Genomic DNA, 25,583 nt, shown 5'->3' with positions numbered 1-25,583 from the left:
GACTTTCACCCATACTGGCCGGGCCCGATTCGCCAAGTGGAAATCCGGCGATCGTCGCGCGCACCGGCGCACACCACAAAAGAGAAGGGCCGGTCGCCCGGCCCTGAGGGGTCGTCTTACCGCGACTGCGGCACCACCGGCGCCGCGGGCGGCGGGAGGGGGCTCGACGGCGCCGCAGCCGGCGCCCCGGGCTGCGCGCCCTGCATCTGACGCAGCTGGTCGAGAACGTTCGGTCCGGCCCCAGGAGCGCCGGGCGCCGCGGGCTGGCCCGCCGGAGCCGTCGGTGCGGCGGTGTCGAAGATCGAGCGCGGGCCGCGGCTGTGGCTTGCCATGACGGAGAGCACGAGGCTCGTGAGGAAGAACAGCCCCGCGAGGATCGCGGTCGCGCGGGTGAGCGCGTTGGCCTGGCCGCGCCCGGTCATGAAGCCGGACACGCCGCCTCCGCCCCCGCCGCCAAGCCCGAGGCCGCCGCCTTCGGAGCGCTGCAGGAGCACCACGCCGATCAGGGCGAGCACGATGATCAGGTGGACGATGATGAGGACTGTCTGCATCTCAAAACCTAAAGCGGCCGGACCATGGGTCGGGCCGCCGTCGTTGGGTCGGCGCGCCTGTAGCACGGGCACCGGGCGGGATCAAAGCCGAAAGCGCGGCAAGCCGGGTGCGGAACCCAGCATCCGCGGCCCCGCACGCCCCAGGAGATGGGGAGCCCGCCCGCCGGGCTCAAGCGCCGTAGACGCGGGCGATGCCGAGGAAGTCCGCCGCGACGAGGCTCGCGCCGCCGACGAGCGCGCCGTCCACGTTCGCGACGGCCATCAGTTCCGCGGCATTGGAGGGCTTTACCGAGCCGCCATAGAGAACTCGGACGCGACCGGCCTCGGCCTCTCCCACGAGCGTGCCGAGCTCCGTCCGGATCAGGGCATGAACCTCGGCGACGTCGGCAGCGGTCGGCGTCAGGCCGGTGCCGATCGCCCAGACGGGCTCGTAGGCGACCACGAGATCGGCCGCCATCGCGCCAGCCGGGATCGAGCCCCGCAGCTGGGAGGCCACCACGGTCAGGGTCTCGCCCGCCTCGCGCTGCGCCTGCGTCTCGCCGACGCAGACGATGGCGACGAGGCCGGCGCGGCGCGCGGCCTCGGCCTTGGCGCGCACGACGGCGTCGGTCTCGCCGTGGTCGGCGCGGCGCTCGGAATGGCCCACGATGACGTGACTGGCGCCGGCGTCAGCCAGCATCTCGGCCGAGATGTCGCCCGTATGGGCGCCGGAGGCCTTGGCGTGGCAGTCCTGCCCGCCGACGCCGACGGCCCCCTTCGCCGCCCCCGCGAGGGCAGCGACGAGGGTCGCGGGCGGGCAGACCAGGAGATCGGCACGGTTCCGCAGCCCGGCCCCGTAGCCAGCCATGATCTCTGACAGGACCTCGGACGAGGCCCGGAGTCCGTTCATCTTCCAGTTCCCCGCCACGAGCGGCCGCGGACGTTCGTTCGCCATGCTGTTCATCCTCCGTTACCTGGGCCGTAGCAGAGGGGTCGCGGCGCCGCAACAACCCGTCCTCGCGGTCAAAATCGCGCCATCGCGCGCCGCCGGCCTTTCCCCGGGACCGCCGATGGGCTATCCGCCCGGGTCAAGACACACGAGAGCACGGGTACCGTCGTCATGATGCAGGGCCTTCGCAAGGCGGGGCAGAGCTGGCTCGGCAAGATCGTCGTCGCCGTCCTGTTCGGCCTCCTGATCGTCAGCTTCGCGATCTGGGGCATCAACGATATCTTCCGGGGCGGCGTGCGGACCGCGGTCGCCAAGGTGGGCGACGTCGAGATCTCCGCCGACACGTTCCGCACGGCCTACCAGGCCGAGATCCAGCGCCTTCAGCGCCAGACCCGTCAGAGCATCACCCCGGACCGCGCCCGTGCGCTCGGCCTCGACCAGCGGGTCCTGGCCCGCCTGATCAGCGAAGCCGCGCTCAACCAGCGCGCCAACACGCTCAACCTTGCGGCCTCCGACGAGCTCGTGGCCCGCTCCGTGCGCGAGGACGAGGGGTTCCGCGGCCCGAACGGCACCTTCGACCGCAACCGCTTCAACGAGATCCTGCGCGACAACAATCTCTCGGAGCAGGCCTTCGTGCGTGAGCAGCGCTCCGCCCTCGCCCGCCTCCAGCTCGCCGACGCTCTGACCGCCGCCCTCCCCGTCCCCATGGCGGCCCGCGAGGCCGTGCACCGCTACGGCGCCGAGCGGCGGACCACGGAATTCGCGGTGCTTCCGGCCACCGCCGCAGGCGAGATCCCGGCGCCGTCCGAGGAGCAGCTGCGCGCGTTCCACGAGGAGCGCAAGACGACCTTCCGAGCGCCCGAGTACCGGGCGATCAGCGCCCTCGTCCTCACGCCCGAGACTCTGGTGAGGCCCGAGGCCGTGAGCGAGGCCGATGCCCGCGCCCGCTACGAGCAGGTGAAGGGCGCCCGGTTCGGCACCGCGGAGCGGCGCACCATCGAGCAGATCGTGTTCCCCGACCCGGCCGAGGCGCAGGCGGTCGCCGAGCAGATCAAGTCGGGCGCCCTCACCTTCGAGGCTGCGGCCCGCGAGCGGAACATCGACCCCGCGAGCCTGGCGCTCGGCACGTTCGCGAAGGGCGAGCTCATCGACCAGAGCGTGGCCGACGCCGCCTTCGCCCTGCCGAAGGGCGGCGTGAGCGACCCGGTCCAGGGCCGCTTCGGCACCGTGCTCCTGCGCGTGGCCGACGTTCTGCCCGAAAGCGTCCGCCCCTTCGAGGAGGTGGCCGATCAGGTCCGTCGCGAGCTCGCGACCGAGCGGGCGCGGACCGCGATCGCGGAGGTTCACGACCAGATCGAGGATCAGCGCGCGGGCGCCCGGCCCCTGCTGGAGATCGCGAAGGAGAAGGGGCTCTCGATCACGACGATTCCCGCCGTCGACCGCGCCGGGCTCGACAAGGCCGGCAAGCCGGTCCTCGGTCTTCCTGAGCGCGAGGCGGTGCTGAACGCCGCGTTCGCCTCCGACATCGGCGTCGACAACGAGGCGCTGCGCACCCGTGACGGCGGCTACGTCTGGTACGACGTGACGGGGATCGAGCCTGCCCGCGACCGGAGCTTCGAGGAGGTGCGCGCGGACGTCGAGGCGCAGTGGCGCGCCGACGAGATCGCGCGGCGCCTGCGCGAGCGGGCCACGGCCATGGTCGAGCGGATCGAGAAGGGCGAAGCCTTCGCGGCGGTGGCCTCCGAAGCCGGGGCCGACGTCCAGACGGCGGACGACCTCGCCCGCGGCACGCCTAAGGGAGAGCTCACCGGCCCCGTGGTGGCGCAGATCTTCGCCACGCCCGTGGGCAAGACGGCCCAGGCGGCGCTCGACGACGGACGGCGCGTGGTGTTCCGGCCCACGGCCGCCACCGTCCCGCCCTACCTTTCCACCGCGCAGGCGAGCGAGACGGTCGAGAACCAGCTGCGGACGGTCTTCACGGACGACGTCCTGAGCCAGTATATCTCGCGCATCCAGACCGAGGTCGGCGTGTCGATCAACCAGGACGCCTTGCGGCGGGCGGTCGGCGGCGAGGCCTGACCGATGATCGAGCCGGACCTCGACGCGTTCCGGGCGGACTATGAGGCGGGCCGCGCGAGCGTTCTGCGGGCGCGCCTCGTCGCCGATCTCGAGACCCCCGTCGCGGCCTTCCTGAAGCTCAGGGCGGGCCGGTCGGGGGCGGCGTTCCTCCTCGAATCCGTCGAGGGCGGCGCCGTGCGGGGGCGCTATTCCATCATCGGCCTCGACCCCGACATCGTCTGGCGCTGCCGCGACGGGCGGGCTGAGATCGACCGGGACGCGCTGCGGCGCGAGAACCGCTTCGTGCCCGAGGACGCCCCGCCGCTCCAGAGCCTGCGGGCCCTGATCGCGGAAAGCGCGATCGAGCTCGGCCCGGACATGCCGCCCATGGCCGCGGGCCTGTTCGGCTATCTCGGTTACGACATGGTGCGGGATATGGAGCGGCTCGGGCCCCCGAAGCCCGACGCCCTCGGCGTTCCGGACGCCATCATGGTGCGGCCCACCATCGTGGCCGTGTTCGACGCCGTTCGCGACGAGCTCTCGCTTCTGGCGCCCGTGCGGCCGAAGTCGGGTGTCGGCGCACGCGCGGCCTACGAGGCGGCCCTGGCGCGGATCGACGCCGTGGCGGAGGCGCTGGAGCGGCCGCTCTCCCTCGACGAGCGGCGCCAGCCCGGCGACATCGCGGCGCCCACGTCCGTGTCGAACACCACGCCCGCCGCGTACGAGGCGATGGTGGCGCGCGCCAAGGAGTACATCGCGGCCGGCGACATCTTCCAGGTCGTCCTCTCCCAGCGCTTCGAGGCGCCGTTCACGCTACCGGCCTTCTCGCTCTACCGGGCGCTACGCCGGATCAACCCGGCGCCGTTCCTCTGCTATCTCGACTTCGAGGACTTCCAGATCGTCTGCTCGAGCCCCGAGATCCTCGTGCGCCTGCGCGGGGGCAAGGTGACGATCCGCCCGATCGCCGGCACCCGCCCCCGGGGGGCGACCCCCGCCGAGGACCGCCGCCACGCCGAGGACCTCCTCGCCGACCCGAAGGAGCGGGCCGAGCACCTGATGCTCCTCGATCTCGGCCGCAACGACGTCGGGCGGGTGTCGCGGATCGGGTCCGTCCAGGTCACCGACAGCTTCTTCCTGGAGTTCTACAGCCAGGTGATGCACATCGTGTCGAACGTCGAGGGCCGCCTTGCGGAGGGGCACGACGCCCTGTCGGCGCTCTGCGCCGGCTTCCCGGCCGGCACCGTGTCGGGCGCCCCGAAGGTGCGGGCCATGCAGATCATCGACGAGCTGGAACGCGAGAAGCGCGGGCCCTATGGCGGCTGCATCGGCTATTTCGGCGCCGACGGCGAGATGGACACCTGCATCGTCCTGCGCACGGCGGTGGTGAAGGACGGTCGTATGTCGGTTCAGGCAGGCGCCGGCATCGTCCACGACTCGGTCGCCGCCTCCGAGCAGCAGGAATGCGTCAACAAGGCCAAGGCCCTCTTCCGCGCCGCCGAGGAGGCCGTCCGCTTCGCGCTCGTCAGCCGGCGGGGGCAGTAGCCCCACCAACGTGAGCCTTGCGCGCGCGGACACGATCTGCGAACCCTCAGGGGGAGCAGTCCGTCCGCAAGCCGTCCCATGACCCGCGTCCTCATCGTCGACAACTACGACTCGTTCACCTGGAACCTCGTCCACCTCATCGGGCCCCTGGCCTCGAAGGTCGACGTGGTGCGCAACGACGAGATCAGCGTCGACGCGGTTCTCGCGGCCCGTCCGGACGCCGTCGTGCTGTCGCCCGGCCCATGCACCCCCAACGAGGCCGGCATCTGCCTCGACCTCGTGCGCGAGGCGTCCGGCCACATCCCGATGTTCGGCGTCTGCCTCGGCCTCCAGACCATGGGCCAGGCCTTCGGCGGCCGGGTCGTGCGCGCGCCGGCCCCGATGCACGGCAAGGTGTCCGTGATCAGCCACGACGCGCGGGGCCTGTTCCATGGGGTGAACGGCCCCTTCGAGGCGACGCGCTATCATTCCCTCGTCGTGGAGCGCGGCTCGTGCCCCGACGCCCTCGCCGTCACGGCCCAATCCGACGACGGGCTGATCATGGCGCTCTCGCACCGGAGCCTGCCAGTGCACGGCGTGCAGTTCCATCCCGAGAGCGTGCTCTCGCAGCACGGGGACACGATGGTCCGCAACTTCCTCCGCCTCGCCGCGGATTGGAACGCGGCAAGGGATGACAGGCCGCCCTCGGGCGTGCATTGAAGGCCATGGACTCGTTCAAGCCCTATCTCGCGAAGGTCGCCACCGGCGCGGCCCTTACCCAGGAAGAGGCGCGCGCCGCCTTCGACGCGCTGCTCTCCGGCGAGGTCACGCCCGCCCAAGGTGGCGCGTTCCTCATGGCCCTGCGCGTGCGGGGCGAGGCCATCGACGAGATCGTCGGCGCCGTCGCGGCCCTGCGGGGCCGGATGATCCGGGTCGAGGCGCCCGGCGGGGCGATCGACATCGTCGGCACGGGCGGCGACCATTCGGGTAGCTACAACATCTCGACGCTCGCCGCGATGATCGTCGCGGGCTGCGGCGTGCCGGTGGCAAAGCACGGCAACCGCGCCGCCTCCTCGCGCTCCGGCGCGGCCGACGTGCTGGCGGCGCTGGGCGTGCGCCTCGGCCTCGATCCGGAGGGGCTGGAGCGCTGCCTCGGCGAGGTGGGGCTGTGCTTCATGTTCGCGCAAAGCCATCACGCCTCGATGCGCCATGTGGCGCCCGTGCGTGTGGAGCTCGGCACCCGCACGCTGTTCAACCTCATCGGGCCGCTCTCGAACCCGGCCGGCGTGAAGCGCCAGCTGCTCGGCGTGTTCTCGCCCATGTGGCTGGAACCGCTGACCGCCGTGCTGGCGCAACTCGGCTCCACCCGGGTCTGGACCGTGCACGGCTCGGACGGGCTCGACGAGATCACCACGACGGGACCGACGGAGGTCGTCGCGCTGGAGAACGGACGGACGGCCCGCTTCACTATCGATCCCCGCGAACTCGGCTTCGAGCTGGCGCGCCCGGAGGACCTCAAGGGCGGCGACCCGGCCGACAACGCGCAGGCGCTTCGGGCCGTCCTCGACGGCGCCCGCACGCCCTACCGCGACGTTGCGATCCTCAACGCCGCGGCCGCCCTCGTGGTCGCGGAGGCGGCGTCCGACCTGAAGGAGGGCGTCGCCCGGGCCACGGCCGCGGTGGAGAGCGGCGCGGCGCGCGGCGCGCTGGAGCGCCTCGTGCGCGTCTCGAACGCCTGAGGCCCGGCATGGCGGACGTTCTCAGGCGGATCGAGGCCTACAAGCGGCGCGAGATCGAGGCCGCGAAGGCGGCCGTGCCGCTCGCCGAGCTGGAGCGGCGCGCAGCCGCCCTCCCCCCGCCCCGCGGCTTCACGGCCGCGATCGAGCGCAAGCTCGACGCGGGCGATTACGCGCTCATCGCCGAGATCAAGAAGGCAAGCCCTTCCAAAGGCTTGATCCGGCCCGACTTCGATCCGCCCGCCCTGGCGCGGGCCTATGCCGAGGGCGGCGCCGCCTGCCTCTCGGTCCTCACCGACGCCCCCTTCTTCCAGGGCCATCCCGATTACCTCGCCGCCGCCCGCGCAGCCTCCGGGCTGCCGGCCCTGCGCAAGGACTTCCTGTTCGAGCCCTATCAGGTCGTCGAGGCGCGGGCCTGGGGCGCCGATTGCATCCTGGTCATCATGGCGAGCGTCAGCGACACGGAGGCCGCGACCCTCGTTCGCACGGCAGCCGATCTCGGGATGGACACCCTCGTCGAGGTGCATGACGAGCCCGAGCTCGACCGGGCTCTGCGTCTCGACGTGCGGATGATCGGCATCAACAACCGCGACCTGCGCTCCTTCGAGGTGTCGCTGGAGGTGAGCGAACGGCTCGCGCCGCGCATCCCGGCCGACCGCATCATCGTCGGCGAGAGCGGAATTTTCGCTCACGGCGATCTCTCGCGCTTGAGCGAGGCGGGAATCAGGACCTTCCTCGTGGGCGAGAGCCTCATGCGCCAAGCCGACGTGGCCACCGCCACCCGCCGGCTCCTCGAGGGCGCGGAGGCTGCATGAGCGACCTCACCCATCTCGACGCCAGCGGCGCCGCCAACATGGTGGACGTATCCGAGAAGGACGCGACCCACCGCACAGGCATCGCCGAAGGCCTCGTGGTGATGCAGCCCGAAACCCTCGCGATCATCCGCCAGGGCGACGCCAAGAAGGGCGACGTGCTCGGCACCGCGCGCCTTGCCGGGATCATGGCGGCGAAGCGCACCCACGAGCTCATCCCCCTGTGCCACCCCCTCCTGCTCACCAAGGTGCGGGTCGATTGCGAGATCGACGAAAGCCTGCCGGGCGTGCGGATCACGGCGGAGGTGCGCGTCTCGGGGCAGACGGGCGTCGAGATGGAGGCGCTCACCGCCGCCTCGGTCGCCTGCCTCACGATCTACGACATGGTCAAGGCCGTGGACCGCGCCATGCGCATCGAGGGCGTGCGGCTCCTCAAGAAGAGCGGCGGGCGCTCGGGCACCTACGAGGCGGCCCCGTGAGCCTGCTTCCCGTCGGGGAGGCCCTGCGGCGCGTGATCGCGAGCGTGCCGGGGCCCCTGGACGGGGAACGGCTTCCCCTGCATGCATGCCGCGGCCGGACCCTCGCCGAGGACGTCCAAGCCCAACGCACGCAGCCTCCTTTTCCGGCCTCCGCCATGGACGGCTACGCGGTGCGCGCCGCCGAGGCGAGCGCGGGGGCGCGTCTCGCGCTGATCGGCGAGAGCGCGGCCGGGCGGCGCTTCGAGGGGGGGCTCGACCCGGGGCAGGCGGTCCGCATCTTCACCGGAGCTCCCGTGCCGGCAGGCGCCGATGCGATCCTGATCCAGGAGAACGCCACCCGCGACGGCGACGTGGTCGTCGTCCGCGAGCAGCCGGCCCCCGGACGCTTCGTCCGCCGCGCCGGCCTCGATTTCACGGTGGGCGACGTCCTCCTGCCCGCAGGGCGCAGGCTCGACGGGATCGCGCTTGCGCTCGCTGCCGCCGGAGGTCACGCCACGCTGCCCGTGCGCCGCCGGCCGCGGGTCGGGATCCTCGCGACGGGCGACGAGCTGGTGCGCCCAGGTGACGCGATGGGGCCCGATCAGATCGTGGCGTCCAACCCTTATGCGGTCGCGGCGCTCGCGGAGGCCGCGGGGGCGCAGGCCATCGATTTCGGGATCGCGCCGGACGATCGCGCGGGCCTTCGCGCGGGGATCGACGAGGCACTTGCGGCCAGGATCGACGTGCTCGTCACCCTCGGCGGCGCCTCGGTGGGCGAGCACGATCTCGTACGTGAGGTGCTCGGCGAGGCCGGGCTCGACCTCGGCTTCTGGCGCATCGCCATGCGGCCGGGAAAGCCGCTGGTCCAGGGCCGGATCGGCAACACCGCCTTCCTGGGGCTCCCGGGCAACCCGGTCTCCTCGATCGTCTGCGCGATCCTCTTCCTCGTGCCCCTCTTGCGCGCGCTGCAAGGCGACCCGGACGCCGGCGCCGACCCGACCGAGCCCGCTATGCTTGGGGCCGACGTGCCGGGGAACGACGCGCGGCAGGATTACCCGCGCGTCCGCCTGGAGCACCTCGACCCGGCCGCCTTCCCCCGTGCCGTGCCGCTCGCCGCGCAGGACTCGTCGATGCTGCGCCTGCTTGCCGACGCCGAGGCCCTCCTCGTCCGGCCGCCGCACGCGCCCCCCGCCAGCGCCGGAGACGCCTGTCGCATCATCCGCCTCGACCGGTTCACCTGAACGAGCACCCAAAAAGCACAGCTTGCGGAACACAGCGGGAACGTTTAGGTTGTTCCTGCTTTGTTTACGGAATCGGTTCCGCGCCCGCGGAGCCCGGCGATGGAAGGTCCGATGCTCACCCGCAAGCAGCATGAACTGCTCCGCTTCATCCACGAGCGCCTGCGCGAGACCGGGATCCCGCCGTCCTTCGACGAGATGAAGGACGCGCTGGACCTGAAATCGAAGTCGGGCATTCACCGGCTGATCATGGCCCTCGAGGAGAGGGGCTTCATCCGCCGGCTCCCGAACCGGGCGCGCGCGCTGGAAGTCCTGCGGATGCCCGAGGCCCCCTCGACGGCGCGGGGCCGCTTCAATCCGAGCGTGGTCGAGGGCGGCCTTGCGCGGGCTCCGAAGCCCGCGCCGGCGCCCGCTCCCGGTCCGGCTCCGAGCCAGCATCTGGCTGACGACGGCAAGTCGGTGATGGTGCCCGTGATGGGCCGGATCGCGGCCGGTACGCCCGTCTCCGCGATCCAGAACCGCAGCCATTCCATCGCGCTCTCGCCCGACTTCCTCACCGGCGGCGAGCACTACGCCCTGGAGGTTCGCGGCGACTCGATGATCGAGGCCGGCATCCTCGACGGCGACGTGGTCGTCATCAAGCGCCAGGACACGGCGAACACCGGCGACATCATCGTGGCGCTCATCGACGAGGAGGAGGCGACTCTCAAGCGCTTCCGCCGTCGCGGGTCCTCGATCGCGCTGGAGGCCGCCAACCCGGCCTACGAGACGCGCGTGCTAGGTCCCGACCGGGTCCAGATCCAGGGGAAGCTCATCAGCCTCGTGCGTCGCTACAACTAGGGCTCGCCGAGAACCGCCTCGGGCTCCTCGTCCGGGATCTCGGCCGGAGGCTGCTGTCGCGGCGGGCTCGCATTCGGGCGCGGCGCGATCGGGCGGGCCTGCGGCGGGCCTGTGAGCCAGGGGCGCGTGCGATCCGGCGCGCGGACGGTCGCGATCTCGGGGCGGCCGTCGCGAAAGATCACGCTCGTCGCGCCGTGCCGGTCGAGGAAGGCGCGGTCGAGGATCAATGGAGCCGCGCAATCGGGCGGCGCACGCAGGCGCGTGATCATGATGGCGGCCCGGCGGCAATCCTCCGGGAAGGCGCGGCGGTCGGCCACGTAGGCGACGGCCCTTCCGTCCGGGAGGGAGACCACGCAGCCCAGGGGATCGCAGCGCGTGCCGCCGCGCAGGGTCGGGTCGTCCGGCTCCCGCGCGTCGCCGTCTGCTCGAAGCCATTGAGCCATGACGAAGGCCGACGGTTTTCCGGCGATCGCGAGGCGCCCGTCGGCGGTCCGGACGGCGGCACCGGCCCCCTCGCGGTCGACATAGAGCTCCGGCTTGTCCGGAATCGTCGAGAGCCACAGGCCGCTCAGGGCGGGCACGAAGCCGAGCCATCGCAGCGGCGAGCCGATCAGGACCGCGATCACGAGGCCGAGGGTCATGAGCCCGAGCGCGCCGGGGCCGAAGGCCGCGGTCACGAGCGCCGATCCATCGAGCTCCGCGACAGCCGCCGCGCTCCGCAGGACGCCGTCGACGGCAAACCCCATCAGCTCCCACACCCATCGGTCGAGGCCGAACGGATAGGCCAGCATCCCAAGGACGGCCGCCGGCATGACGACGAGGGACACCAGGGGGAGCGCCAGCGCGTTCCCGAGCATCCCGTAGGGGTTCGCGGCCTGGAAATGGAAGCTCGCGAAGGGCGCCGTGGCAATGCCCGCCACGAGCGTCGTCGACAAGAGCCCGATTGCGGCCCCGAGCAGCCAGCGGCCCGCCCGCCGCATCAAGCCGCCCGGCTCCGTGGGCGGGCGCCGCCTCGACCACCACTCCCCGGCTGCGACGAGGGCACCCACCGCGGCAAACGACATCTGGAAGCTCGGGCCGAGGATGGTCTCGGGCTCCAGCGCCATCACGATGAGCGCGGCGACCGCGAGGTTGCGCAAGGTCACGGCGGGGCGGTCGACGAGCACCGCGCCGAGCATGACGAGGATCATGATGAGGGAGCGCACCGTCGCGACCTCGGCGCCCGAGAACAGGCAATAGGCGGAAGCCCCCGCCATGCCGCAGGCGGCCGCGATCTTCTTGCAGGCCAGGCGGAGCGCGGCGGCGGCGCTCAGGGCGAGGGCACCGCGCACGAGCCAGAAGATCGTGCCCGCGGCAAGCACCATGTGGAGCCCGGAGATGGAGACGATGTGGTAGATCCCAGCCGCCCGCAGGGCGTCGTTCGTCTCCTCCTCGATGAGGCCTCGCTTGCCCGTGACGAGCGCCGCCGCGACGGCGCCGGCCTGTCCGCCGATCACGCCGGCGATCCGTTGCGTCGCCTCATTGCGCGCTCGGTCCACGAGGGCCGCGATCCGCAGGTCCCAATCGGGCGGCCCGGGCGGCGCGACGCGGCGGGGTGGGCCGAGCAGGGAGCCGATGCCGCCGAGCCCCTTGAAATAGGCGTCGCGCGCGAAATCGTAGCCGCCGGGACGCGCGGCTTCGGGGAGCGGCAGGATCCGCGCGCGCCCCTCCAGGAAGTCGCCTGCCGCAAGCCCGCGGGCCTCGCGCACGGTGACCCGCACTCGCCGGGGCAGGCGCTCGGGGGCGATCCCCTCGATCGCGTGGATCCGGAGCGTGAGGCGCGCGCCCTGCCCCCGCATCTCGGCTTCCTCCAGGAAGCCCGACAGCTTCGCGACGGTGATGCGCTCCACCAACGGCACCTCGACGGCACGCAGGCGCAGGACCCCGGCGGCAAATCCCGCAAAGAGGGCCGCACAGCCGATCGCCGCCGCAAGCCCCCACACCCGGTGACGCAAGGCGACCGCAATTGCCGTCGCGAGGCCGAAACCAGCGACGGGCGCCCAGAGCGACGGGCTACCCTCCGCGGCGAAAAACAGGAGCACGCCGACGCCGAACGCGACCGCGATCCAGGGAAACAAGCGCCTTCGCTCCACCTCCTCGCCGAGCCAGGCGACCAGGAGGGCGCCGACGTCCGGCATGCGCGCGGGGAATGCACGTCCGGCGCCGCTGCTCCACGCGACGCCGAGCGCCTCGGACGCGCGGGTCCGTGCGGCGGAGGCGGGGCTGGAACGGGTGTGCGGCATCGGCGCCGTCCGTTGGGAACACCCGCATTATAGGGCGCCGCAACGCCGCGTCGCCCCTCCCCGTCACTAAGGCCTGAGGTTGAGCCGAACGCAGGAACCCGCCGGCATCCGCCGACTTAACGCCGCGTGCGCGCCGTGATAGGCAGCCCACGGCCCGAAGGCCCCCGCCCCTCGCAGCAGATCGTGTCCATGTCCGGTTCCGTCGTCACCCGTTTCGCGCCCTCGCCCACGGGCTTCCTCCATATCGGGGGTGCCCGCACGGCGCTCTTCAACTGGCTTTACGCGCGCCGCCTTGGGGGCAAGATGCTCCTGCGCATCGAGGACACGGATCGGGAGCGCTCGACGGACGCGGCGATCGGGGCGATCCTCGACGGCCTGTCCTGGCTCGGCCTCGATTGGGACGGCGACGTGGTCTACCAGTTCTCCCGCGCGGCGCGACACCGCGAGGTGGCCGAGAGCCTGCTCGCGGCCGGCCGGGCGTATCACTGCTATGCGTCGCAGCAGGAGCTCGAGGAGATGCGCGAGGCCGCCCGGCGTGAGGGACGGCCCCTGCGCTACGACGGTCGCTGGCGCGACCGCGACCCCTCCGAGGCGCCGGCCGGCGTGAAGCCCGTCATCCGCCTCAAGGCGCCGACCGAGGGCGAGACCGTGGTCGAGGACCAGGTGCAGGGCCGCGTCGTGTGGCAGAACAAGGACCTCGACGATCTCGTCCTCCTGCGCTCCGACGGCACGCCGACCTACATGCTGGCCGTCGTGGTGGACGACCACGACATGAACGTTACCCACATCGTGCGCGGCGACGACCACCTCACCAACGCGGCGCGGCAGACCCAGATCTACCAGGCGCTCGGCTGGTCCGTGCCCGTCATGGCGCATATCCCGCTCATCCACGGCTCGGACGGCGCCAAGCTGTCGAAGCGCCACGGCGCGCTGGGCGTCGACGCCTATCGCGGCCTGGGCTACTTGCCGGAGGCGCTGCGCAACTACCTCGTGCGCCTCGGCTGGAGCCACGGCGACCAGGAGATCTTCTCCACAGAGGAAATGATCGCCGCCTTCGACCTGTCGAGCATCGGCCGCTCGCCGGCGCGCTTCGACTTCGCGAAGCTCGAGAACGTCAACGGCCACTATATGCGCGGCGCCACGGACGAGCGCCTGGTGGAGGCGCTGGAGACGATCCTGCCGGAGCTCGACGCCCCGGCCGGGGTCGGCCGGACCGCGTTCGAGCCCGCCTTCCGGGCCCGCCTCCTCGCCGCCATGCCGGGGCTCAAGGAGCGCGCCAAGACCTTGCGCGAGCTGTGGGACAACGCCTCCTTCCTCTACGCGCCCCGGCCGCTCGTCCTCGACGAGAAGGCGGCGGGCATCCTCAGCGAGGGCGGGCGCGAGCGGCTGTCGGGCGTCATCGGCCGCCTGGAGGCGCTGCCGGAGTGGTCGGCCGCGAGCACGGAGGGGGCGGTCCGCGCCCATGCCGAGGCGATCGGCGTGAAGCTCGGGCAGGTCGCCCAGCCGCTGCGCGCGGCGCTCACGGGAAAATCGCAATCGCCCGGGCTTTTCGACGTGATGGCGGTGCTCGGGCGCGAGGAAAGCCTGGAACGCCTCAAGGATCAGGGCGTTCCAAGGGCCTGATCCCACCTTTTGACGCGCTTGCGGGGCTTCTACGGATACGCTACCGAAGCCCCACGTCGTCACCCATACGACCAGAACCGCCCGGCCCTAGGGGAAGCCTCCCGCCAAGGACCCAAGGCACAGGTTCTGGCGCCCCATGTCATGAAAGGGCCATCGTCCATGACCGGCAAAACGAGCACCGTCAGCGTCGACGACAAGCAGGTTGAAATGGCGGTGAAGCCGGGCAGCATCGGCCCGAGCGTCATCGACATCAGCAAGCTCTACGCCCAGACGGGGATGTTCACCTACGATCCCGGCTTCACCTCCACGGCGAGCTGCGAGTCGAAGATCACCTATATCGACGGTGACCAAGGCGTCCTCCTCTATCGCGGTTACCCCATCGAGCAGCTCGCCGAGCACGGCGACTTCCTCGAGACCTGCTATCTGCTGCTCTACGGCGAGCTGCCGACCCCGACCCAGAAGGCGGACTTCGACTACCGCGTCACGCGCCACACCATGGTGCACGAGCAGATGACCCGGTTCTTCCAGGGCTTCCGCCGCGACGCGCACCCGATGGCCGTCATGGTGGGCTCGGTGGGCGCGCTCTCGGCCTTCTACCACGACTCAACCGACATCTCGGACCCGCATCAGCGCATGGTCGCGTCCATGCGCATGATCGCGAAGATGCCGACCCTTGCCGCGATGGCCTACAAGTACACGATCGGCCAGCCGTTCATGTATCCGAAGAACGACCTCGACTACACGTCGAACTTCCTGCGAATGTGCTTCGGCGTTCCCTGCGAGGAATACAAGGTCAACCCGATCCTGTCGCGCGCGCTCGACCGGATCTTCATCCTTCACGCGGATCACGAGCAGAACGCCTCGACCTCGACGGTGCGCCTCGCGGGCTCCTCGGGCGCCAACCCCTTCGCCTGCATCGCGGCGGGCATCGCCTGCCTGTGGGGCCCCGCCCATGGCGGCGCCAACGAGGCGGCGCTGCAGATGCTGCAGGAGATCGGGACGCCGGACCGCATTCCCATGTACATCGCCAAGGCGAAGGACAAGAACGATCCGTTCCGCCTGATGGGCTTCGGCCACCGGGTCTACAAGAACTACGACCCGCGCGCCAAGATCATGCAGAAGACCACGCACGAGGTCCTCTCCGAGCTCGGCATCAAGGACGACCCGCTCCTCGACGTGGCGGTGGAGCTGGAGCAGATCGCCCTCAAGGACGAGTACTTCGTCGAGAAGAAGCTGTATCCGAACATCGATTTCTACTCGGGCATCACCCTCAAGGCGATGGGCTTCCCCACGTCGATGTTCACCGTGCTGTTCGCGCTCGCGCGCACCGTGGGCTGGATCGCCCAGTGGAGCGAGATGATCGAGGACCCGTCGCAGAAGATCGGGCGCCCGCGCCAGCTCTATGTCGGCGAGCCCCAGCGCGACTACGTCCCGATCGCGCAGCGCTGAAGCGCGCGCGTCGACATATATGGAAAGGGCCCCTCGCGGGGCCCTTTTTCGTGTCATCGGACGAGGGCCGGTTCTATTCCACGGTGACGGACTTCGCGAGGTTGCGCGGCTGGTCCACGTCCTTCCCCATGAAGACTGCCGTGTGGTAGGCGAGCAGCTGGACCGGGACCGTGTAGATCAGCGGCGCCACCGCCGGGTGCACCTCCGGGAGCTTCACGGTGGCGAGCGTCTCAAGGCCCGCCTCGGCGGCGCCGCGCTCGTCGGTGAGCAGCACGATCCGCCCGCCCCGCGCCGCCACCTCCTGCATGTTCGACGCCGTCTTCTCGAACACCGCGTCGTAGGGCGCGATGACGATCACGGGCATCCGCTCGTCGATCAGGGCGATCGGGCCGTGCTTGAGCTCGCCCGCGGCATAGCCCTCGGCATGGATGTAGGAGATCTCCTTGAGCTTCAGCGCGCCTTCCATGGCGAGCGGATAGGAGGTGCCGCGGCCGAGATAGAGCACGTCCGTCGCCTTCGCGATCTCGCGCGCCAGAACCTCGATCTGCCGCTCGCCCTTGAGCGCCTCCGCGAGCAACCCCGGCACGCCGATGAGCGCGTCGACGATGCCGCGCTCGTCCTCGGCCGACAGCGTCCCCCGGGCGCGGCCCGCCGCGACGGCGAGGCACAGAAGCACGGTGAGCTGGCAGAGGAACGCCTTGGTGGACGCGACGCCCACCTCGATGCCCGCCAGCGTCGGCGCGACCGCCGTGCTCTCGCGGGCGATCGTGGAGGTGGGGACGTTCACCACCGCCAGCACGTTCTGGCCGCACTGCTTGGCGTAGCGCAGCGAGGCCAGCGTGTCGGCCGTCTCGCCCGACTGCGAGATCACGAGGGTGAGCCCCCCCTTCTCCAGCGGCGCCTCGCGGTAGCGGAACTCCGACGCGACGTCGATCTCCACCGGGAGGCGGGCGAAGCGTTCGAACCAATACTTGCCCACCATGCCGGCGAGGTAGGCCGTGCCGCAGGCCGCGATTGAGATCCGGTCGAGCCGCGCGAAGTCCACGGGCATGTCGACGGGGCAGACGCGGCCGCGGGCCATGTCGATGTAATGGGCGAGCGTGCGGGCCACGACCTCGGGCTGCTCGTAGATCTCCTTCGCCATGAAGTGCCGGTGGTTGCCCTTGTCGGCCGCGTAGGCACCCGTGGGGATCTGCTGGCGCTGGCGCTTGACGGGCGCCCCCTCCGCCGTGCGGATCTCGACGCCCGAGCGCGACAGGACCGCCCAGTCGCCCTCTTCCATGTAGGTGATCTGGTCGGTGAAGGGAGCGAGCGCGAGGGCGTCGGAGCCCAGATACATCTCGCCGTCGCCATGGCCGATCGCGAGCGGCGAGCCGCGCCGCGCCCCGATGAGCAGGTTCTCCTCCCCGTCGAACAGGAACGCCAGCGCGAACGCGCCGCGAAGCCGCGGCAGCACGGCCGCGACCGCCTCCGCCGGGCCCTTGTCCCCGCGCATCTCGTGCGTGACGAGCTGAGCCACCACCTCGGTGTCCGTCTCGGTCTCGAAGCGCACACCCTTGGCCTCGAGCTCGGCCTTCAGCTCGCGGAAGTTCTCGATGATGCCGTTGTGGACCACCGCCAGCCGGTCGGTGGCATGGGGATGGGCGTTGATCTCGTTGGGGCGGCCGTGGGTCGCCCAGCGGGTGTGGCCGATGCCGATGGTGCCAGACAGCGGCTCCTGCGAGAGCCGCAGCTCCAGGTTCACGAGCTTGCCCTCGGCGCGGCGCCGGGTGAGCCGGCCATGCTCCAGGGTGGCGACGCCGGCCGAGTCGTAGCCGCGATATTCGAGCCGCTTGAGCGAGTCGACCACCTGGCCCGCGACCGCGCTCTTGCCGAGGATCCCAACGATGCCGCACATGACCGGAGTGCTCCTAACGTGACGCTTCCCCGTCTTCTAGACGACGGCCGGAGGCGGATGCCAATCAAAACGAGTGAAAGATTATGTCGTGAATCCGATGGGTTAGCACCAGGCGGGCGCCGGAGGAAGCCGACACCCGCCACGCGCCCTACGTCTTCGCCTTGCGCGCCTGCGCGTCCGCCCGGAATGCCGCCGCCCAGCCGTCCTTGACGGCCTGCCGCCCACGAGCCACGGCAAGGGCGTCTGCCGGCACGTCGTCGGTGATCACCGAGCCCGAGCCCACATAGGCCCCCTCCCCGATCCGCACCGGCGCGATCAGCGCGCTGTTGGAGCCCACGAAGGCGCCGGCGCCGATCTCCGTGCGGTATTTGAAGAAGCCGTCATAGTTGCAGGTGATGGTGCCGGCGCCGATATTCGCGTCCGCTCCAATTGTCGCGTCTCCGATATAGGTGAGGTGGTTCACCTTCGCCCCGGCGCCGACATCCGCGTTCTTCGTCTCGACGAAGTTGCCGACCTTGGCCTTGGGCCCGAGCACCGTGCCCGGGCGAAGCCGCGCGAAGGGGCCGACGCTCGCCTTCGGTCCGACCCTCGCCCCCTCGAGATGCGAGAAGGCGTGGATGACCGCCCCGTCCTCCACGACGACCCCGGGCCCGAAGATCACGTTCGGCTCGATCACGACGTCGCGGCCGATGCGCGTGTCATGGGCGAGGAACACCGTCTCGGGGGCGACGAGGGTGGCGCCGTTCGCCATGGCGGCGCGGCGCAGGCGCTCCTGGATGCTGCGCTCCGCCCCGGCGAGCTGAGCGCGGTCGTTGACGCCCTGCACCTCCTCCTCGGGCGCCGTCACCACCGCGACGGAATGCCCGGCAGCCCGGGCGATCTCGACCACGTCGGTGAGGTAGTACTCGCCCTTGGCGTTGTGGTTCTGAACCTGATCCAGGAGCGCCAGCGCCACGTCGCCGCGAAGCCCCATGAGGCCGGCGTTGCACAAGGTGATGGCGCGCTCCTCGTCGGACCCGTCCCGCTCCTCCCGGATCGCCACGAGCTGCCCGCCCTCGCGGACAAGACGCCCGTAGCCCGTCGGCACCGCGGCCTCGAAGCCGAGGACCGACACGGCGGCGCCCTCGCGCAGGGGCGCGAGGAGGCGCGCGAAGGTTTCGGGCCGCACGAGCGGGGTATCGGCGAAGGCGATGATCACGGCTTCGGGTCCGCGCTCGAGGGCAGCGCGGGCGCGCAGGACGGCGTGGGCGGTGCCGAGCCTGTCGCCCTGCACAACGATCTCCGCGTCCGCCGCCACGGCGCGCGCGGCGCACTCCACGTCGGCGCGATCGGGCCCGATCACGACCGCGAGGCGATCGGCCCCGGCCGCGCCGACGGCGCGAAGAACATGGCTCAGCATCGACGCGCCGGCGATCTCGTGCAGGACCTTCGGCCGGTTGGATCGCATGCGCGTGCCCTCGCCAGCGGCGAGAACCACGGCGAGGCAGCCAGCGGCGGACGATGAGGCGGATTGGGCCATGGAGCGGAATGCCTGATTGGGTCGGGTGAAAGCAGCTATCCCAAGACGGGAGTCCAGCGCAATGCGTCGCACCGGGGAGGCGAGCTCCCGCCGTGGGGACGGGCGCGAGCCGCCGTCCCTAAGGCCGGTCGGCCCGCATTCCGGCGCAATGCGTTGACCTTCCGGAGGGGTGCCCCTACGTGCATGGCTGCGCCCCCTCCCGAACGACAGCGGCTTCGTGTAGAAACGAGCGGCACCGTTCTCCGCACAGGTTCTCTCGTGGTCACGCGTACCCGTTTTCCGGACGATCGCCCCTCCTCGCCGTGCCCCTGGCTGCCGAGCCGCCGTGAGCTCCTGGCGCTGGCCGGCGGCGCCGGCCTCGGCGCGGCTCTCGGCGGCACCCCGGCCCAGGCCCAGCAGCCGCAGGGGCTCGGCGCCGTCATCGCCTCGGTCCTCGGCGAGGGCCAGCGCTTCGACCACGGCCGCGTCGTCGAGGTCGCCCGCGTGCTCGCGCGTCGCCCGTTCGTGCCGCCGCCCTCCGACCTCCCCGACGTGCTGTCGGGCCTGACCTTCGAGCAATATGTCTCGATCCGCGCGCTCCCGCAGGCCATCGTGTGGGGCGGCGAGGGACGCGGCTTCGTGGCCGAGCCCCTGCACCGCGGCTTCGTGTTCACCACGCCGGTCCTGCTCTTCGCCGTCGAGGACGGCATCACGCGGCGGGTGGTCTACGACCGGTCCAAGTACGACCTCGGCCGCATCAACGCGCCCGCCAATCTCGGCGACATCGGCTTCTCGGGCTTCCGCCTCCACGTCGCGGGCCCGAACGGCGCGCTCAACGAGTTCGCCCTCGTCCAGGGCGCGACGTTCTTTCGCGCCATGGGACGCGGCCAGAATTACGGCGTCGTCGCGCGCGCCCTGACGCTTCGGCCCGCCGAGGCCCGGGGCGAGGAATTCCCCGCGTTCCGGGCGTTCTGGCTGGAGCGGCCGCTTGCCGGCGTGAGCGCGCTCGTGGTGCACGGGCTCATCGATTCCGAATCGGTGTCCGGCGCCGTGCGCATGACCTTCCGCCCGGGCGACATGACCATCGTCGATGTCGAGACCACCCTTTTCCCCCGCGTGCCGCTCGAGCATGTCGGCATGGGCGGCATGGGCGCGTCCTACCTGCATGGGGGCATGCGGCGTCGCGGGGGCGACGACGTGCGCCCGAGCGTCCACGACGTCTCGGGACTGCAGATGCTCACGGGGACCGGCGAAAACCTGTGGCGCCCGGTTCAGAACCCCGAGACCCTTCAGATCTCCGCCTTCCTCGACCGGAACCCGCAGGGCTTCGGCCTCGTGCAGCGCGAGCGCGACTACGCTCAGTTCCAGGACGACGACCAGCGCTGGGAACGGCGATCGAGCCTGTGGATCGAGCCCGTGGGCGAATGGGGCCAGGGCGCGGTCCAGCTCATCGAGATCCCCTCCGACTCGGAGGTCAACGACAACGTCCTCGCCTATTGGCGTCCGCGCAACGCGATGCCGCCCGGGGCCGAGGTGGCGGTGGCCTATCGCCAGTTCTGGGGCTGGGCCCCGCCTGTTCGCCCCCCGGTTGCGATCGCGACCAACAGCCGCGTGGGTCGAGGCGGCGGGGGCCGGCGGCGCCGTTTCGTCGTGGATTTCACCGGCGACACCGTGATGGCGGTACCGCTTGCGGACATCCGCACCGTGCTCACGGCCGCTCCGGGCACGATCCCGAGCTCGCGCCTGTGGCTCTATCCGGATCGCAAAACCGTCCGCGTCTCGTTCGAGCTTGACCCTGGCCCTGAAAACGCCTCTGAGATCAGGCTGGTGCTGGAAGCGGCCGGAAAGCCGCTGACCGAGACATGGCTGTATCGTTGGACACCCTGACCCACTCCGAGGCCGCAGCGCCCGCGGCGCCGGCGCCGCAGGCCGAGGCCGCCCTGCCGCCCGAGAACCGCCTCTCGATGCCGGTGCAGTCCCTGCGCCGCTGGTCGTCCGAGGAGGAGCGCCGGTTCACCGCGCCGGGGCTCTACCGGGTTCCCCGGTTCGCGCGCCTGTTCGTGTTCGGGGGCGCCGCGGCGCTCACCGTCTATGGCGCCTGGGAGATGTACCAGGTGGTGTCGGTGAGCCGCACGACCGCCCTTCAGTACGTCCTGCTCGCGCTTTTCACGGTCAACTTTTCCTGGATCGCGCTTGCCTTCACGAGCGCGCTCCTGGGATTCGTCGCGCTGCTGCGCCGTCCGCCGGCGCCCGAGCCCTATCCGGGCGCCCTGCACGCCCGCACGGCGATCGTGATGCCCGTCTACAACGAGCTCACCGCGCGGACCTTCGCGGCGCTGCAGGCGATCCACGAATCCGTCGACGCCACGGGGCTCGGCGACCATTTCGACTATTTCATCCTCTCCGATTCGACCCAGGCCGACGCATGGGTCGCCGAGGAGCGCGCCTTCATGGCCTTCCGCGAGCGGATCGGGCCCGGCGCCCGCATCTATTACCGCCACCGCGAGAAGAACCACCACCGCAAGGCGGGCAACATCGCCGACTTCGTCACCCGCTGGGGCGGCGCGTACGAGCACATGGTGGTGCTCGACGCCGACAGCCTCATGACCGGCGACTGCATCGTACGCCTCGCCATCGCGATGGAGGCCGACCCCGACGCCGGCATCATCCAGACCCTTCCGCTCATCATCAACCGCAACACCTTCTTCGCGCGTCTCCAGCAATTCGCCGCAAAGGTCTACGGCCCCGTCATCGCGACGGGCCTGTCGGTCTGGATGGGGCGCGACGGCAATTATTGGGGCCACAACGCGATCATCAGGACGCGGGCCTTCGCGTCTCACGCGGGTCTCCCCGACCTCAAGGGCCGACCGCCCTTCGGCGGGCACATCCTGAGCCACGACTTCGTGGAAGCCGCCCTCATCCGCCGCGCCGGATGGACCGTCTACATGCTGCCCGACCTCGGCGGCTCCTACGAGGAGAGCCCGCCCTCGCTCATCGACCTGTCGGTGCGCGACCGGCGCTGGTGCCAGGGCAACCTCCAGCACTCGCGGGTCATCACGGCGAGCGGCCTCAAGCTCGCCTCGCGCCAGCATTTCGCGACCGGCATCGCTTCCTACCTGGCCTCGCCCCTGTGGCTCCTCCAGCTCGTGGTCGGCATCGTCCTCGTCCTGCAGACCACCTATATCCGGCCTGAATATTTCACCCGCGAGTTCAGCCTCTTCCCGGTCTGGCCGCGCTTCGACCCCGAGCGCGCTCTGGCGCTGTTCGGCCTCACCATGGGCATCCTGCTCGCGCCGAAGGCGTTCGGCCTCGTGCTCATGCTCCTCGACTCGAAGGGGCGGCGGGCCTGCGGCGGCGCGTTCCGCCTCGTGATCTCGGCTCTCATCGAGGTGGTCCTGTCGGCCCTCGTGGCGCCGATCCTGATGCTCATCCAGTCGGGATCCGTGTTCCAGATCCTGCTCGGGCGCGACACGGGCTGGAACCCGCAGCGCCGCGACGACGGCTCGATCCCCATGCGCGACATCGTCCGCCGGCACCGCTGGCACACGGCCATGGGCGTGCTCGCGGGCGTGTCCGCCTTCCTGATCGCCACGTCCCTGTTCCTGTGGATGTCGCCGACGATCCTGGGCCTCGTCCTCGCGATCCCGATCTCGTGGCTCAGCGGCCAGCTCACGGCGGGGCTCGCGTTGAAGCGCTTAGGTCTGCTCATGACCCCGGAGGAGCATGCCGTGCCGCCGATCGCGACCCGTGCCAACGCCCTCCAGCGCGAGCTCGCCGAGGCCGGGTTCGACGATACGGATGCGCTCGTCGCCGTCTACGAGAACGAGCGCCTGCGCCGCGCCCACGAGGCCATGCTGCCGCCGCAGCCCTCGCGCCCCCGCGGCCAGATCGAGCCCGAGCGGGCGCTGGCCCAGGCGAAGCTCGTCGAAGCCGAGACCCTGGAGGAGGCCGTCTCCTGGCTCAAGCCGAAGGAGCGGATGATCGTGCTGCACGATCGCGCCCTCCTCGACGTGCTGAGCCGTCTGAGCCGGGCTGAGGCCGTCAGCCCGCCCTGAAAGCCTCCCGCCCCGACGTGAGCGCCTCGTCGAGGAGGTCGAGGCGGTCCTGCCCCCAAAAGACCTCGCCGTCGAGCACGTAGGACGGCGCCCCGAACACGTCCATGGCCACGGCGGCCTCGCGGTTCGCGTCATAGAGGGCCGCCACGGCCTCGCTCTCGGCGGCTCTCATCGAAGCCTCCGGCTCGTGCCCCGTCTCGGCGAGCAGGGCGCCAAGGAGCTCCCGGGCGCCGAGATCGCGCTCCTCGGCCCAGGTTCCCGCGAAGACCCGCCGCATGAACGCGTCGGGATTCGCACCCTGCCCGGCGAGCGCGATGACGATCCGGTCGGCGATGCTCGCGTCGAAGGGCGAGTGTTTCGGCTGGGGATTGAGCGGCAGCCCCCGGCGCTCCCGCCACCGTTGCAGCTCGACCAGGCGGTATCGCTGGCGCGCGGGGTGGCGCTGGGGCAGCGGCAGCCCCCCTGTGGCGTCGAACACGCGCCGCACCGGCATCGGCCGGAACTGCACGTCGAGCCTGTGCCGCTGCGCGATCTCCATGAACGCCGCATGCCCGAGATAGGCCCAGGGCGACGCCGTCGTGAAGAAATACTCGACATTTCGGGACATGACGGGTTCCGCATACGCTCGATTCGGAACGGTGAGGCTGCCCCGATTCCGGTCCGGCCGCTACGGGCTCAGCCCACGGCCGTCAGGCGCGGCGCCGCAGTCCCGCTCTGCACCTCGCGTCCGACGATGCCGGCGTTGCGCCACACCGGCAGGACGGCGTCGACGAAACGCCCGGCCCGCTCCCGCAGAATCCCCATCTGCGCCGCGTGATCGGTCGCGGCCGAGTCGTCCCCGCGGACCACCTTTCGCATGGCCGTCAGCCGCTCGAATGCGGCCATAGCCAGAGCCTCGCCGCTCGCCTCGACGCCCGCGAGCACGAGGCCCAGAAGGAGTAGATCGTCGGACGAAGCCTCCAGGGCTCCGCCGAGCTCCGGGGCGGCGACGAACCGGTAGGGTCCGTTCCAGGATTGCGCCAGCACCTGGTTCAGGCGGCGTGCGGGCTCCGGGTCAGGCGAAGCAAGCCGGGCGGCGCCGAGCTGATCGGTCGCGTCGAGCAGGATGATCATGCGCAGGAGCGTCGGCAAATCGGCCCTGCCGCGAGCGGCGACCTCCAGCTCGCCGATCGTCGCCGGGCCGGCGGACAGACGGTCGAGCAACGGCTCGAACACCTCGCGCCTGCCCTCCATCTTGCCGGACCCCACGGGGAAGGTGAGGTCCACGGCATCCGCAGGCTTGCGCAGGGAGACGCGCTGCGCCCGGGTCGCCACGATCAGGTCCTCGCGGCCGGGTCGGGTGCTCCCCTTCTGGAACACGTCGACGCGGAACGAGCGGTTCGCCCAGTAATCCTTGAGCGTCTCGCGCCGGATCGGATCCTCGATCCCCCTGAAGAACTCCTGCAGCTCTGCGGGCACCGAGAGCCGAAGATCGTTCTCCGCGAGCCGGCCCGAGCCCACGAAGACGAGCTTCGCTGCATCGAGCTCAGTGGCGACGTCCTCCAGATAGAACAGGGTCCAGTCGGCATTGAGGTATTCGTGCGCGAGATAGGCACCGGACTGGTTCTCGTGGTGCCCAAGGCGGCGCATCACGGACGGGCTGTCCTTGAGGAACGCGAAGCCCTTCTCGGCGAGCCTCGCCGCGAAGGCGACCCCGGCGCGAGCCCGCGCATCGCTCGTCCCGGGGGCACGCGCCGCCTCGGCGCGCACGAGACGCTGGAGCGGCTGGACGGCGGCACAGCCCGGCATCGCGTTGTACGAGATATAGACGAGGCCGCCGGGCTTGAGCTTTCGGCGGAGGAAGGTTGTGACGGCGGCTCGGGCGTGGGGCGAGATCCAGCTATAGACCCCATGGAGCGTGACCATGTCGAACTCGGGCAGATCAGCGAGCGGCAGCTCGGCGAGTTCCTCGAAGCTCAGATCGCGAAGATGGAGGTTCGAGAGGCCCGCCTTGTCGCCGAGCCGCTGCGCGTGGGCCACCTGCTCGGGATTGAAGTCGAAGCCGTAGATGTCGGCGTCAGGGTTCGCGGCGGCAAGCAGCACCGTCCCGAAGCCCTGCCCGCAGCCGAGCTCCGCATAAGCGACCCGGTCTGTCGGCGGCGCCCCATGGCCGCAGGTCAGCGCGGCGAGACGCAGCTGAGCTGGCGCCATGCGGCGGAAGAAGCCGTAGGTGTAGGGGATATCGGCGACGTACCCGTTGCTCCATGCGGCCATAGCCCATCATCCTCGTAGCGGCGCCATGCGAGCGGACGCGTTAGCAACACTGATGAATGAGCTATTACCGCAAGTGTTTGCTGCCGCGATAGGTATGACAATCGCCAGGGTAAACGAGGGCGGGGCTGGCGAGCGGGAGATGCGCGCCGGGCGGGCGCTTCGTGCGGCCGAGCAGCGGCACCAGACATGACGGCTTGAGCTGTAGTTGTCCCCTCCCCGCTCAGGCGACCGGGCGAGCGGTGCGCATGGGAGCGCGACGGCGGAACGTCTTTACCCGAGCGGCGGCGCGCTCCGGCCGCTCGATCGGAAGCGTCGCGAAGGCGGCGTTCTGCCGTGTGCTTGATTTGCCGCTTAGAACGCCGAAAGCCCCGTCGTGTGTGGGAC

At 71.0% G+C, this 25,583-nt stretch carries 19 protein-coding genes; 12 read left to right on the top strand and 7 right to left on the bottom strand.

What is annotated here, in order from left to right:
• Positions 1–116: 116 nt before the first annotated feature.
• The gene (secG, locus tag F0L46_RS01410) at positions 117–551 is read right to left on the bottom strand and encodes a preprotein translocase subunit SecG (RefSeq protein WP_149815248.1); all 435 of its coding nucleotides are present in this window, start codon (positions 549–551) and stop codon (positions 117–119) included.
• Positions 552–720: 169 nt separating this feature from the next.
• Positions 721–1,485, bottom strand: coding sequence for a triose-phosphate isomerase (tpiA, locus tag F0L46_RS01405; RefSeq protein WP_149815247.1), 765 nt, complete (start codon positions 1,483–1,485; stop codon positions 721–723).
• 165 nt (positions 1,486–1,650) lie between these two features.
• Between tpiA and F0L46_RS01400 the strand changes: the two genes are divergently transcribed.
• From F0L46_RS01400 to lexA, 8 genes are all read left to right on the top strand, one after another.
• Positions 1,651–3,558 (top strand): peptidylprolyl isomerase, encoded by a 1,908-nt coding sequence (locus tag F0L46_RS01400; RefSeq protein WP_149815246.1) that lies wholly within the window; start codon positions 1,651–1,653, stop codon positions 3,556–3,558.
• Between the two features lie 3 nt (positions 3,559–3,561).
• The gene (gene trpE / locus F0L46_RS01395) at positions 3,562–5,079 is read left to right on the top strand and encodes an anthranilate synthase component I (RefSeq protein ID WP_149815245.1); all 1,518 of its coding nucleotides are present in this window, start codon (positions 3,562–3,564) and stop codon (positions 5,077–5,079) included.
• A 78-nt stretch (positions 5,080–5,157) separates the two neighbouring features.
• Positions 5,158–5,778 carry an anthranilate synthase component II gene (locus tag F0L46_RS01390; RefSeq protein ID WP_149815244.1) on the top strand — a complete coding sequence of 207 codons (621 nt, stop codon included), beginning with the start codon at positions 5,158–5,160 and terminating at the stop codon, positions 5,776–5,778.
• A gap of 5 nt (positions 5,779–5,783) precedes the next feature.
• Positions 5,784–6,797: an anthranilate phosphoribosyltransferase gene (gene trpD, locus F0L46_RS01385; protein WP_149815243.1), complete on the top strand. Its 1,014-nt coding sequence runs from the start codon at positions 5,784–5,786 to the stop codon at positions 6,795–6,797.
• Between the two features lie 8 nt (positions 6,798–6,805).
• Positions 6,806–7,609: an indole-3-glycerol phosphate synthase TrpC gene (gene trpC, locus F0L46_RS01380; protein WP_149815242.1), complete on the top strand. Its 804-nt coding sequence runs from the start codon at positions 6,806–6,808 to the stop codon at positions 7,607–7,609.
• The gene (gene moaC, locus F0L46_RS01375) at positions 7,606–8,085 is read left to right on the top strand and encodes a cyclic pyranopterin monophosphate synthase MoaC (RefSeq protein WP_149815241.1); all 480 of its coding nucleotides are present in this window, start codon (positions 7,606–7,608) and stop codon (positions 8,083–8,085) included. The genes trpC and moaC overlap by 4 nt, the downstream gene beginning before the upstream one ends.
• Entirely contained in the window at positions 8,082–9,305 is a 1,224-nt protein-coding gene (locus tag F0L46_RS01370; RefSeq protein ID WP_149815240.1) for a molybdopterin molybdotransferase MoeA, read from the top strand. The genes moaC and F0L46_RS01370 overlap by 4 nt, the downstream gene beginning before the upstream one ends.
• 111 nt (positions 9,306–9,416) lie before the next feature.
• Entirely contained in the window at positions 9,417–10,142 is a 726-nt protein-coding gene (lexA, locus tag F0L46_RS01365) for a transcriptional repressor LexA (RefSeq protein ID WP_149815428.1), read from the top strand.
• Here the strand turns inward: lexA and F0L46_RS01360 are convergent.
• Entirely contained in the window at positions 10,139–12,424 is a 2,286-nt protein-coding gene (locus tag F0L46_RS01360) for a ComEC/Rec2 family competence protein (RefSeq protein ID WP_149815239.1), read from the bottom strand. The genes lexA and F0L46_RS01360 overlap by 4 nt on opposite strands.
• Before the next feature lie 189 nt (positions 12,425–12,613).
• Here F0L46_RS01360 and gltX point away from each other — a divergent pair, with 189 nt between their 5' ends.
• Both gltX and gltA read left to right on the top strand, forming a co-directional pair.
• On the top strand, positions 12,614–14,047 hold the full coding sequence (gene gltX / locus F0L46_RS01355; protein WP_149815238.1) for a glutamate--tRNA ligase: 1,434 nt from the start codon (positions 12,614–12,616) through the stop codon (positions 14,045–14,047).
• Positions 14,048–14,206: 159 nt separating this feature from the next.
• Entirely contained in the window at positions 14,207–15,496 is a 1,290-nt protein-coding gene (gene gltA, locus F0L46_RS01350; RefSeq protein ID WP_149815237.1) for a citrate synthase, read from the top strand.
• Between the two features lie 73 nt (positions 15,497–15,569).
• Here the strand turns inward: gltA and glmS are convergent, their stop codons facing one another.
• Together glmS and glmU are read right to left on the bottom strand one after the other, a co-directional pair.
• Entirely contained in the window at positions 15,570–17,393 is a 1,824-nt protein-coding gene (glmS, locus tag F0L46_RS01345; RefSeq protein ID WP_149815236.1) for a glutamine--fructose-6-phosphate transaminase (isomerizing), read from the bottom strand.
• A 148-nt stretch (positions 17,394–17,541) separates the two neighbouring features.
• Entirely contained in the window at positions 17,542–18,912 is a 1,371-nt protein-coding gene (gene glmU, locus F0L46_RS01340; protein ID WP_149815235.1) for a bifunctional UDP-N-acetylglucosamine diphosphorylase/glucosamine-1-phosphate N-acetyltransferase GlmU, read from the bottom strand.
• 258 nt (positions 18,913–19,170) lie between these two features.
• Between glmU and F0L46_RS01335 the strand changes: the two genes are divergently transcribed.
• Both F0L46_RS01335 and mdoH read left to right on the top strand, forming a co-directional pair.
• Positions 19,171–20,778 carry an OpgD/OpgG family glucan biosynthesis protein gene (locus F0L46_RS01335; protein ID WP_240539805.1) on the top strand — a complete coding sequence of 536 codons (1,608 nt, stop codon included), beginning with the start codon at positions 19,171–19,173 and terminating at the stop codon, positions 20,776–20,778.
• Positions 20,754–22,946 (top strand): glucans biosynthesis glucosyltransferase MdoH, encoded by a 2,193-nt coding sequence (gene mdoH / locus F0L46_RS01330; RefSeq protein ID WP_149815233.1) that lies wholly within the window; start codon positions 20,754–20,756, stop codon positions 22,944–22,946. The genes F0L46_RS01335 and mdoH overlap by 25 nt, the downstream gene beginning before the upstream one ends.
• Here mdoH and F0L46_RS01325 read toward each other — a convergent pair.
• Both F0L46_RS01325 and F0L46_RS01320 read right to left on the bottom strand, forming a co-directional pair.
• Positions 22,933–23,553 carry a 2-hydroxychromene-2-carboxylate isomerase gene (locus F0L46_RS01325; RefSeq protein WP_149815232.1) on the bottom strand — a complete coding sequence of 207 codons (621 nt, stop codon included), beginning with the start codon at positions 23,551–23,553 and terminating at the stop codon, positions 22,933–22,935. The two genes, mdoH and F0L46_RS01325, sit on opposite strands and share 14 nt — an antisense overlap.
• Positions 23,554–23,621: 68 nt before the next feature.
• Complete coding sequence (locus tag F0L46_RS01320) at positions 23,622–25,199, bottom strand: class I SAM-dependent methyltransferase (RefSeq protein WP_149815231.1); 1,578 nt, start codon at positions 25,197–25,199, stop codon at positions 23,622–23,624.
• Between the last annotated feature and the right edge of the window lie 384 nt (positions 25,200–25,583).

The organism is Salinarimonas soli (assembly GCF_008386575.1).
Classification (GTDB): Bacteria; Pseudomonadota; Alphaproteobacteria; order Rhizobiales; family Beijerinckiaceae; genus Salinarimonas_A; species Salinarimonas_A soli.
This window is presented reverse-complemented; position numbering and strand designations above follow the sequence as displayed.